We start from the raw sequence: 11,879 nt of genomic DNA on the forward strand, positions 1-11,879 counted from the left end.
CTTATTTAAACACCACATCTTAATTGTGTATTACAGTTTGTACACGTATTACAGCCACCGATTTCTTCTACTACACCTTTTCGACAGATAGGACAAGTGTCACCTATTTCAGATCCATAAGTCACTGTATCAACTTCTACTTCGACTTCTGTTGCTACTGCAGTAGCTGTCGAACTCGCACTACTATCTTTAAAAATATCCATTTGTTCGCTTCGGTCTTCTTTTGTTAAGGAAAGAACTTGCGTGTCACGGCTTCCATCGACATATACCGTTCCACCCTTCGCTCCACCTTTCCATAATCGTTCGTAAACTGCTTGTACTTCTTCCACGGAATACCCTTTTGGCGCATTAACGGTCTTAGATAATGAACTATCTACCCAACGCTGGATGACACACTGTGTATCTGCATGCGCTTCTGGAGCTAATTCCATCGCACTTACGAAATAATCAGGTAACGAGTCAGACGTATACTCTGGGAAGTTTGCTAGGAATTCATCAACGATATTAGCGTTCACTTCGATAAATTGACCTAGTCGACCACTTCGGTAATATTTGAATGCAAAGTATGGCTCTAATCCCGTACTTACACCTACAAATGTACCTGTACTTCCTGTTGGAGCTACAGTTAGTAAATGACTGTTACGGATACCATGCTCTAGGATACTTTGACGGATTTCCTCATCCATTTCCTTCATATAACCTGTATCAATAAACTTCTGACGGTTTTCAAGCTCTTCTTGTTTATTCGCACCTTTTAAGAATGGGAACGAACCTTTTTCTTTCGCTAACTCGACTGAAGTTTTATATGCTGTTTCAGCAATGATCTGGAACACTTGATCGACTATTTTTTGTCCCTCGTCACTACCATATTTCACACCCATTTTAATTAACAAGTCATGTAGACCCATAACTCCTAGTCCAACACGTCGCTCGCCTAAAGCTTGCTTTGTGTTTTCTTCTAAGAAGAATGGTGTTGCAGAAATAACGTTATCCTGCATTCTAACACCAATCTCAACAGTTTCCACAAGCTTGTCTACATCTAACTCACGGTTTTCAAAAGAAGACATATTTGCTAAGTTAACCGCTGCAAGGTTACATACACTATATGGCGCTAGTGGTTGCTCTCCACATGGGTTCGTAGCAACAACTTTTTGACCATAAGCTTTCGCGTTTGTTTTGTCGTTCGCATTATCGATAAAGAAAATACCTGGCTCTGCAGAATATGTCGCACAAATATTAATTAAATCCCACAGATCTTTTGCCTTAATATTGCGGTATGATTTTACTCGCATGTTGTGTTCTGTTTCCCACTCACGAACGTCGCCACACTCGTCCCAATTCTCATTATAATAAGCCATTTCTTCCTCATTATAAGAAGCTACATCAGGGAAACGAAGTGTGTATTCCCCATCATTTTCTACAGCTTCCATGAATTCATGGGTTAAACATACAGATATATTCGCACCGCTTAAGAAGTCAGGTTGGTGTACCGAATAATGGCCACCCTCGCTTAAGATTTTAACTGCTTCATCATAAGCGTCTTGTTCTTCTGTTAAAATTTCGATATTATTTCTCTGTTTTTCAGCTACTAAATCGCGAACCATCTCTAATTGTTTTCTTTCTAATACAGATAGTGGTTCAAACTTTAACTTTTCTTTCGCTAGTGTTTTAATTTGCTCATCGTTTGTCGTGTCAATAATAAAACGAAGAATATATGGATTTTGCATTTTAGATATAATAAATTCAATAATATCAGGGTGCCAATCAGCAAGCATAATCATTTGTGCACCACGACGGCTTCCACCTTGCTGTACAAGATTCGTCAGCTCAGCTAAATCATTCAACCAAGATACAGCACCAGAACTTTTTCCGTTTACACCACGAGCTAGTTCGTTTCTTGGACGCAATGTACTTCCGTTCGTTCCAACTCCACCACCACGGCTCATTATTTCCATAACTTTACCACGATGTTCTGCAATTCCTTCTCGACTGTCCTTCATATACGGCATAACAAAACAGTTAAAGTACGTTACGTCAATATTTGCTCCTGCTCCATACATAACTCGACCAGCTGGAACAAAGTTCATTGTCGATAATTCGTTATAAAATTTGTTGAACCACTCTTGTTGTTTTTCTTCCGTCTCTTCTACCTCAGCTAATCCCCAAGCATTACGCTTCGCAACTTGCTCGTAATAGACCTCTAACGGTTTCTCAATTTGGCTAAAGAAACGCGTAACGATACCGTTCTCCTCTTCTGTCCCTGCAAGAGGTCCACGCCATTCTTCATCAACTTCAATAACTACTTTTTTCTCATTGTAGTCAATGCTTTTTACAATACCTAAGCCTCTAGCTGGGAATTGTGGGTCTTCCTTTACTGTTAACGTTACTTCATCTCCAACAGATAAAGTCTTTAATTCAATGTCTTTAAACGCATAACGATCTTTCCATACAAGCTTAGATACGCCACTCTGGGTTATGTACATATCCTTCGTTACAGGAAAAACTTGCGGAAATTGTTCGATATCTTTATTTAATTTATCTATATATTTTTCAGTATACATCTTTTCGACTTCCCCTCATGAGCAAATAATCATCTTTAACTATCATAAAACTCTACCCAATAAAAATCAACCTAAAACACCATATATTGATGAAATCATACCTTTTGTCACAACATATTGTGTACTTATAGGGTTTTCACCGTTATATATAGGATGCCTCATTCTTTTAAATTATCGTACCTTTTTTACGATTAAAAATTAACAGGAATATATATAATAACATAGCAATCAAGACAGAAACAGCAGATGCTAAATAAATTTCTTTATATCCAAACATAGAGGCAACTAGTCCAAACAGTAACGCTCCTGCTCCTACCCCTAGATCAAAAAAGGAAAAAAAGGTAGCATTAGCCATTCCCTTACGTTTGATTGACGCTTTGTCAACTGCCCATGCCTGTAATGCAGGCTGAACTGCACCAAAACCTAACCCATACATGCTCGCCGCAATAAACAATACCGTGGCGCTCGGAAGCCACATAAGTAGCAGCATGGCACCAAAAACAAACATAGTTCCTGGTAAAAAGACTGCTATATGGCCGTGCCTATCATAGAGCTTTCCTGCAAAGGCACGAGATATCATCAGAAATAAAGCATAGAGTAAGAAATATCCCTCTATCCCACCTATTTGCTCTTGCTCTGTGTAAACAGGCAAAAATGTCGCAATCCCTCCAAAGGTTATCGTAATAAAAAATAGAAGGATTGATGGCTGAATCGCTGACTTTTCAAATAGGTCCCACTTCTTTTTGGCAGTTGTTTTCACTATCTCTGATTTTTCGACCTCTTTATATGTAATAAAATGAGATAAAATAAAAGCGATAAGCCCTAACGTTGCTGCAATAATAAAGAGCCATGTAAAAGAAATCTTTCCATATAACGCCAGGCCTAATGATGGTCCAAATGCTAGTGCAAAGTTTCCTGACAAACCGAAATAACCGATACCTTCACCTCGACGGCGGGCTGGTATTAAATCTGTAGCAATGGTCCCTGTTGCAGTCGTCGAATATCCCCAACCTACTCCTTGAACCACGCGCATAATAAGTAAGAACACGATACTCGTAATAAAAGCAAACGAGCCAACGGAAAGTACAAAAATAATCAAACCAATTAAGTAAACAAATTTTCTCCCTTTCGTTTCTAGTAGATGACCCGCATTTGGCCGAACGAGAAGGGCTGAAAAAGTAAAAAAACCAACTATTAGACCAATCATTTGGTCACTACCACCTAATTCCTTCACAAAAAGTGGTAGAGTTGGTAATGTCATCTGAAATCCTAAAAAAATAAAAAAGTTTGCAACACAAATAATAGTGAAATCTTTTGTCCAAATCTTGGTGTTCTCAGAGGCTTTACTTACCAAAGACTCTTCCAATGACAAGACTCCTTTTTAGTTAAATTTAATGTTTGCGCATGAACTATTATAATATGATTCAACGATGACAGGAAATTATCTGTCTCATTCTTTCCATAATTGTTCTAGTATAATGACAAGGCCTGTTCCGACAAGCAATCCGTTTCCTAAAACATTTTGCACAATAGAAGGTAATCCAGCAAAAACTTCGGCAGGTAAAAATAAAGATCCCATTCCGATTAAGTAAGCAATACCTACGATTATTATTTTTCTTTGATCCAATTTTTCCATCGTCACATTCTTCAACGCTAAGCCGACTAACTGAATAAAGGACGCCATTAAAGCTGCATTCGCAATTGGTGAAGGAATGCTTGAGATAAAGGAAACTAATGGAGGAAATAGGGAAACAACCATTAATAATAAAGCCGCATATAAAAATGGTGCTTTTCGTTTTTGTCCTGTTAAACCGATGAAACCTGCAGATGTTGATAAAGAGACATTTGCAACAGCTGCAAATAATCCTGCTAAACCATGATTAATACCAGCGACCATCGTACCTTTACTTACTTGCTTCGAGTAATCCTTTGTATCATTACCGAGGGTTTGATCAATGGCAATAATAGATGCAACAAGATTAGAAATTAATATGATTGCTGTAATAAACGCAATAACAACCGCACTCCAGTCAAAAGTAGGTGTTCCAAAAGCAAAGATTTCCGGTAGAGCAAATAAGGAGAACTCTCCTCTATCTTGTCCGCCTATGAAAAGTGTGTAGGCAATCCATCCAATTATAATTCCGATTAGAATCGAATAATTTTTCAACCAACCTTTACCAAACGTAGAGAGCCCTAACACAATGAAAAAGGTTAGAAAAGCTAATCCTGCTTGCTTTAACTGAATCGTACTTCCACTTCCCTGTAAACCGAGCATCCCCTGGAGAAACGTACCACTTAATTGTACCGTCAATAATAAAAAGAAGGTCCCTGTAACAAGTGGTGTAAAAATAAACAACAATTTTTGCGCTAAGCGAAAGAGACCGAATAAAAATAAAAAGATACCTGTCAAAATCATAATCGCTTCTAATAAACGTAACGAATCCGTATATGTATTTCCACCTTGTACACCTGTTACGGCCATTACCGAGAAGATACTAATCCAAATACCTGCGGGTCCTTCCATAATCGGAAGTCGATGGCCTATTAATCCTTGTAACAAAGAGGTCAACCCGACAATAAAAAATGTCCGTTGCATAAGTCCAGACAACTCTACAAAATTCAATTCATATAAGCTAGCGATAATTATTGGGATTGCTACCGTGCTAGCTAGTAGAAATACAAACCACTGAATCGTTTCCATGACCGAATTTGTCCGTAACATCTTCCCATCTCCATCTCTATATAACTAAAAAAATATTCTACCGACTGTCTTTTTATAAATACCCTTTTATAGAAATGTTACGACGAATATAATGTAATGTAAAATAGTACCACTTCAACGGCATATAAAATTCAGAGGTCTTTCATTAAAAATCAGTGATTTTATTGACTTTTCGTCAATCAATATTTAAACTATTCGTTAACTATGTATCCGGGTACATAATGAGAGGAGCTCATCCGCTTCTTAAATTTTTCTAGCCAATTGTAAGCGCTATCAAAATATGAAGGAGTGTTATTTTGAGAAAATCTCTAATTATTTCTCTAATCGTCGTGCTCGTTTTTAGTCTGTTCCCGCCTAACACATCTAATGTTCATGCACAAAGCAACACTTCCTATTTATTTGATTTTGGTTCGCCAACTAGTCCAGTGGCAGACGGCTATACCCAAGTGCACAATCAGCTAGTCTATGACGAGGAAAAGGGATATGGTCTAAGTAAAGAAATTGATAATCGAGATAGGGGTAACCCAGATGATCTAAGAAGAGATTTTGTTATTGGATCTGACTACTCGTTTACACTTGATTTAGAAAATGGCGATTATTTTGTCCGCATTATTGCTGGAGATGATATTGCTTTTAACCGTTCGAGCTTTGTGATTAACGGGGAGGATTATGGCAATATAACATCTGGTGGTGGTGACTATGCAGAATTATTGGCTAATGTCACGATAGCGGATGGAAAGCTTGTCATTGACATTGGCGAAAATGGTCGTATTAATGGTCTTGAAATTATGCCAGCAACAAAGGTAGAAAATCTCATGGTTGATTCTGTAACGATTGATAGCGAAAGTGCTGTTACCCTGTCTTGGGATTCGAATGACTCAGCGGAGTATTATAACATTTACCGCAAACAAGGAGAACAGGATTTCCGAAAAATCGGTCAAGCTGATGAATCTTTATACGAAGATACAGATGTTGCCTTAGGGGAGGAATATACGTATGCCGTTACGCTTGTTCATACATCGGGAATCGAAACCGAAAAAAGTAATGAAGTAACTGCATTATTACGTGATGAAAATCAACAACCACCTCAAGCACCAACAAACGTTCAAGTAGCAGACGCACAACTTAATTCTGTTAGCTTGACGTGGCAAGAAGCAAATGATGCTTTGGCTTATCATGTCTATCGTGCAAAATATAATCCAGCCGATTATCCAGACGGTGCTGTGAAGTTTGAACAAATCGCAACAGTTACTGACACCACATATACAGACGAAGATATTTTGACCCATTACAACCATTATTATCAGGTACGTGCGGTTAATAGCGGTGGTACATCCGAGCCTTCCGCTATAGCAGAATCACCAGTTACTGAAGTGTTATATCGACAAATGGAAAAATTAGATCGCGCTTTAGTAGCTGTACCTTCTGATGGTGGTGTTTACGTAGGGTGGAAAATGCTTGGCACAGATCCGAAAGATGTTAAATTCCACTTATTTAGAGACGGAAAGAAAGTAAACAAACAACCGATTCAAAACAGTACGAACTATTTTGATGAGAATGGTACGGTAGATTCCACTTATCAAGTGAAAGTAATCAAAGGTAGTGGCGATAAAGTAACAAAAGAAGTCGGAGTCTGGTCTCAAGAATATTTAGATATTCCATTAGATAAACCTGAAGGTGGCACTACACCAGATGGCGTGGATTTTACTTATAGCGCTAATGATGCAAGCGTCGGTGATCTAGATGGCGATGGCGAGTATGAAATCATTCTTAAATGGGATCCGTCGAATTCTAAGGATAATTCCCACTCAGGATATACTGGTAATGTATATTTGGACGCCTATAAATTGGACGGAACAAAGCTGTGGAGGCTCGATTTAGGACAAAATATCCGTGCAGGAGCTCATTACACCCAATTCCTCGTCTATGATTTTGACGGTGATGGGAAATCTGAAGTCGTTCTCAAAACTGCAGATGGAACGATTGACGGACAAGGTAATGTGATTGGCGATGCGAACTCAGACTGGCGTAATAGTAATGGATACATTTTAGACGGTCCTGAATTTCTAACTGTTTTTGAAGGAGAAACTGGGAAAGAACTTGCAACAACAGACTATATTCCTCCAAGAGGCAATGTAAACGATTGGGGAGACGGATATGGAAATCGCGTCGATCGTTTCTTAGCAGGTGTGGCTTACCTTGATGGAGAACGACCTAGCATTGTAATGGCACGAGGTTATTATACACGGTCTGTTCTTGCTGCATTTAATTATCGGGATGGCCAGTTAACAGAGGAATGGGTGTTTGACAGTGATGAAGAAGGTAATGAAGCCTACGCTGGACAAGGAAACCACAGTTTATCAGTAGCGGACGTGGACCGTGATGGAAAAGATGAAATCATTTATGGTGCCGCAGTTATTGATCATGACGGTACAGGTCTTCACTCTACTGGATGGGGACATGGCGATGCACAACATGTGAGTGACCTAGATCCAAATCGTCCGGGATTAGAAATTTTCCAAGTACATGAGAATGCCTCCATTCCAATTGGTTATGGTATTCGTGACGCAGAGTCTGGCGAGAAAATATTCGGTGTTGATTTAGCAAGAGACGTTGGACGTGGACTCGCGGCGGATATAGATCCTCGTTATGATGGAGCGGAATTTTGGTCCTCTGTTGCTTGGGATGGAAATAGCGGCAATGGATTACATGCTGTTACAGGCGAATTGATTACTACAAAAACACCTAGATCGGCAAACCACGCAATTTGGTGGGATGGAGATTTAGGCCGTGAATTACTCGATCATACCTTTAACCCTGATACGGATCCACACGGTGTCGGAAAAATTGATAAATGGGATTGGGAAAAAGAAGAGTTAGTGAATCTATTAACTGCAGACGGAACGCGAAGTAACAACTGGACAAAAGGTAACCCTTCCCTACAAGCAGATATTTTAGGTGATTGGCGTGAAGAAGTAATTTGGCCGACAGCAGATAGTGAGGCACTGCGGATATATACAACGACAGATATAACAGAAGAAAAGATCCATACGCTAATGCATGATCCTGTGTACAGATTATCGGTTGCGTGGCAAAATGTTGCTTATAATCAACCACCACATACCGGATTTTTCTTAGGATTTGGTATGGATGAGGTAGAGCGACCAAACATTTATACAGGTGATAAACTATTCGGTCCAGATAAAAAGAGACATAAGTAATCAGAAGAAGAGGCTCTCTGAGTGGAGAGCCTCTTCTAAATGAATATGTAATAATTTAAATAAATACTATTAACGCGGGTTTCTACATAGACCAGGGATTAAGAAAATATCTATGAAAAGCCAAATCCCTACAATAGGAAGGATAAACCAACCGATGATTAGGAATGTCGTTGCCCAACCAAAAAGACTTAATAGTAATTGAACAATTCCAGTTCCAGTTCTTCCCGTATAAAATCGGTGAATTCCTAACATTCCAAAAAAGAACCATAAAATGTAAGCAACAGCTATGCTCTTCTGATTTACCATGATGTTTTGCACCCCCTACTTACAACAATCTTTATTATTATTTCACATAAAAAATATTAAGGAAAGTGCATTAAAGTCATAACAGTTATTACCATTAGGCTAAAATAAACGTTACATTCCTTTTTCTGAGTGAATTAACCTACTTTAGAAACGAATCATGCACGACATTGGACAATAGTGCGTTTCACTCCTGATAGAGCACCCTCCACTCCGGATAGAACTCGAGCACTCGCGATAGAGCATACTTCACTCCGATTAGAACTGAATTACTCGCGATAGAGCACACTTCACTCTAGATAGAATTGAAACACTCATGATAGAGCACTCTCCACTCCGGATAGAACTGAAGCACTCGCGATAGAGTACCCTCCACTCTGGATAGAACTCGAGCACTCGCGATAGAGCATACTTCACTCTGGATAGAACTAAATTACTCGCGATAGAGCACCCTCCACTCCGGATAGAACTGCAACACTCGCGATAGAGCACTCTAGACACATATCTCATAAGGTTTTAGTATTTAATAGTCACGTATTGAGACGCTTGAATCTCATATTAAACTGAGTTATCCGATATTGACACGCTCGAATCTGATATTAAACTGAGTTATCTAATTTTGACACGCTCGAATCTGATATTAAACTGAGTTATCTGATTTTGACATGCTCGAATCTGATATTAAACTGAGTTATCCGATATTGACACCCTCGAAAACTGTATCATTCCTACACAAAAAAATAAACTGGATACCTACCATAATAGATATCCAGATGTATAATACCTTATCTAATTTTTACAAATCGTCTCTTATTAATTTTATAAACTTCTTGTTGTTTCACGCTTTGACCATTTTTCATCAAATGCTAGCTTGAATTCGCTCGTTAATGGCTCATTATCCGTAAATAGTTCTGGATCTACCTCTAGCATTTCAGTAATAACCTCTGTCGTTTTCACCGTATCACATACACGAACCTCTGCATCACCAAACTTACCGATATGCATTGCTCCCAGTTCCACTAAATAATCATCGACCTTCCAGAAATGCTCTGACCAAGGTGTGCTCGTATGTCTTCTGGATGGTACAGAGATTTTTGTTCCGTCCTCTAAAACAGTATATAAAGATTCATGGGTATCCGTAAGTCTTCCCGGTATATCCACCCATTCTTCAATTCCATGGATAAACGTATTTCTACGTAAATCTACTCCTAATAACATAATTTGTGCTTTACGATCTAATAATTTACCCCAAGCAGATCCTCTCGCACATGGTGTATCAAACTTCTCGTCACCCTTCGTAAACTCAGCAGCATCTTTTCCTAACGCTGCTACCGAATGTGTTGGATGCCACGAACGGATAACTCCTTCTCTCTTGCGAAACCGTTCTGTTAAATGACCAACACAGGTTGGAGATTCATCCACATAGAATATTGGGTTTTTATGATTAATATAAGACCAAGTATGTGTTGGTAAAACAAGCAACCCATCTTCCATATATTCTGATAAACTATCTAACACAGTATCAGGTCCGCCATCAACGTCGCCAATACTTTTATACGAAGAGTGCACCAATAAAGTACCATCTTTTTTAATTCCTAATTCTTCTAAATGTTTTTTAAAGTCTGTTTTTGTATACATTCTCTTGTCCCCCTCTAGTTACAGTCCTATATGATTATAGAGTATCCACCCAACTTACGCCAACAAATAGAACGTTTTCAACTAAGTGAACAAAGTCACATAAAATTCATTATTTCATAGGCGAATCACTGCATTATTAGAAAGGATGTCCTTTAAAGGATAGCAAATAAAAAGGCAAGGATACATCATATCCCTACCTTTTGAACTTACTATTTAGGCGAAAATTTCTTCTGATATAATAAAATGTGTTCATCTAATTTTTCACTTAATTGAACCGTCTGGTCTGCAGTTAACCCTTGCTTTTCAGCCGATAAAAGCATCTCGCTCCTAGTTCGTTCAATTTCATTCCTTAGTTGTTCTTTATTCATATGAACAAATCCTTTCACCTAAAACCTATATTCTCTACCTGAATCATCTTTAAGCTGTGATGGTGTTAAACGAATGAGGTAGGTAAATACGTTTCATATTATCTACACCTACGAATAACTTGCAAGAATAATTGTAGTAGATTACTGGATAAACTTCTTTTCTTTGTTTATTATTCCCATATCAAAACAAGCTTAAACGGAATTTTATCTCGTTCATGTCCTTCCTTACATATCGACATATGCTGATATTAGTTGAGTTAATTTCTTAATCCTCTTATTTTTTCCAATCTGTTAAACGTTGCATTACCTCTTGAGAAAAGCCTTTTTGAAAAGATGCATTATGTCGAACTGCTTTTCCAAAATGGTACTCCTCCGATTGGACATGCTCATGTATTTCAGTAATGTTATCTGCTGTTAATCCTGCTCCAGGCATAATAGATGGGCCATCCATTTCTTTCGATAATTGTACTAATTCTCTAAGTTTATCCTTACCCTCTACACAATTCTCAGCACCACCAGAAGTAAGAATACGGCGAATCGGATAATTCATTAATGTCTTATACGCCTCAATCAGATCAAAAGTTTCATCAAAGGCACGATGAAATGTTATATCTATAGAGGGAAATGTCTTCAACAAGTTTTGCAAAATTGTCTCGTCCACCTTATTCTCTTTTGTTAACGCGCCGAAGACAATGCCTTTTCCACCTAAATCTAAAACAGCTTGTATATCCTCCTGAATTACCTTCCATTCCGCATCTGTATATTGATAAAGATAACTATGGGGGCGTATCATCACTTGAACAGGGATAGAGACTTGAGAGAGAACCGTTTTTATCGTTCCATAACTAGGTGTTAATCCACCTTCACTTATCGCTGAGACAAGCTCTAAACGGTCTGCCCCTAATCGTTCCGCTTGCTTTGCTTCTTCTGCATTTTGGACAATCACTTCTATTCTCATATATTGCACTCCTTATATCATAACTATCGTTAGCATACCCTTTTTTGAATTTCAATTTAAAAAATCTCAACTTACATTTTCAAGTCCACTTAGTTTACACAATAAAGC

8 protein-coding genes are annotated in these 11,879 nt (G+C 38.4%); 1 reads left to right on the forward strand and 7 read right to left on the reverse strand.

What is annotated here, in order from left to right; genetic code table 11:
- Nucleotides 1–5 precede the first annotated feature (5 nt).
- The 3 genes from GGQ92_RS07810 to GGQ92_RS07820 form a co-directional block, all read right to left on the reverse strand.
- Nucleotides 6–2,561, reverse strand: a complete 2,556-nt coding sequence (locus tag GGQ92_RS07810; protein ID WP_184246731.1) for a vitamin B12-dependent ribonucleotide reductase — start codon at nt 2,559–2,561, stop codon at nt 6–8.
- Between the two features lie 166 nt (nt 2,562–2,727).
- Entirely contained in the window at nt 2,728–3,927 is a 1,200-nt protein-coding gene (locus GGQ92_RS07815; protein WP_246384211.1) for an MFS transporter, read from the reverse strand.
- Nucleotides 3,928–4,011: 84 nt separating this feature from the next.
- Nucleotides 4,012–5,283 carry a purine/pyrimidine permease gene (locus GGQ92_RS07820; RefSeq protein ID WP_184246734.1) on the reverse strand — a complete coding sequence of 424 codons (1,272 nt, stop codon included), beginning with the start codon at nt 5,281–5,283 and terminating at the stop codon, nt 4,012–4,014.
- Nucleotides 5,284–5,579: 296 nt separating this feature from the next.
- On the opposite strand from GGQ92_RS07820, the gene GGQ92_RS16520 reads away from it, so the two are divergent.
- Nucleotides 5,580–8,504, forward strand: coding sequence for a rhamnogalacturonan lyase family protein (locus GGQ92_RS16520; protein ID WP_184246737.1), 2,925 nt, complete (start codon nt 5,580–5,582; stop codon nt 8,502–8,504).
- Nucleotides 8,505–8,573: 69 nt separating this feature from the next.
- Here the strand turns inward: GGQ92_RS16520 and GGQ92_RS07830 are convergent, their stop codons facing one another.
- The 4 genes from GGQ92_RS07830 to GGQ92_RS07845 all read right to left on the reverse strand — a co-directional run bounded on the left by GGQ92_RS07830 (nt 8,574) and on the right by GGQ92_RS07845 (nt 11,771).
- Nucleotides 8,574–8,810 carry a TM2 domain-containing protein gene (locus GGQ92_RS07830; protein ID WP_184246740.1) on the reverse strand — a complete coding sequence of 79 codons (237 nt, stop codon included), beginning with the start codon at nt 8,808–8,810 and terminating at the stop codon, nt 8,574–8,576.
- Between the two features lie 816 nt (nt 8,811–9,626).
- The gene (locus GGQ92_RS07835; RefSeq protein WP_184246743.1) at nt 9,627–10,445 is read right to left on the reverse strand and encodes an AAC(3) family N-acetyltransferase; all 819 of its coding nucleotides are present in this window, start codon (nt 10,443–10,445) and stop codon (nt 9,627–9,629) included.
- Nucleotides 10,446–10,654: 209 nt separating this feature from the next.
- A complete protein-coding gene (locus GGQ92_RS07840) occupies nt 10,655–10,813 on the reverse strand; it encodes an aspartyl-phosphate phosphatase Spo0E family protein (protein WP_184246745.1) in 159 nt (52 codons plus the stop codon).
- A 274-nt stretch (nt 10,814–11,087) separates the two neighbouring features.
- On the reverse strand, nt 11,088–11,771 hold the full coding sequence (locus GGQ92_RS07845) for a copper homeostasis protein CutC (RefSeq protein WP_184246748.1): 684 nt from the start codon (nt 11,769–11,771) through the stop codon (nt 11,088–11,090).
- Nucleotides 11,772–11,879 lie beyond the last annotated feature (108 nt).

The sequence above is a fragment of the Gracilibacillus halotolerans genome (genome assembly GCF_014206945.1).
GTDB classification, from domain to species: Bacteria; Bacillota; Bacilli; order Bacillales; family Amphibacillaceae; genus Gracilibacillus; species Gracilibacillus halotolerans.

Bases quoted from the DNA above. Each gene is read 5' to 3' on its own strand.
- GGQ92_RS07810 (WP_184246731.1), bottom strand. From the start codon at position 2,561: ATGTATACTGAAAAATATATAGATAAATTAAATAAAGATATCGAACAA.
- GGQ92_RS07820 (WP_184246734.1), bottom strand. From the start codon at position 5,283: ATGTTACGGACAAATTCGGTCATGGAAACGATTCAGTGGTTTGTATTT.
- GGQ92_RS07830 (WP_184246740.1), bottom strand. From the start codon at position 8,810: ATGGTAAATCAGAAGAGCATAGCTGTTGCTTACATTTTATGGTTCTTT.
- GGQ92_RS07835 (WP_184246743.1), bottom strand. From the start codon at position 10,445: ATGTATACAAAAACAGACTTTAAAAAACATTTAGAAGAATTAGGAATT.
- GGQ92_RS07840 (WP_184246745.1), bottom strand. From the start codon at position 10,813: ATGAATAAAGAACAACTAAGGAATGAAATTGAACGAACTAGGAGCGAG.
- GGQ92_RS07845 (WP_184246748.1), bottom strand. From the start codon at position 11,771: ATGAGAATAGAAGTGATTGTCCAAAATGCAGAAGAAGCAAAGCAAGCG.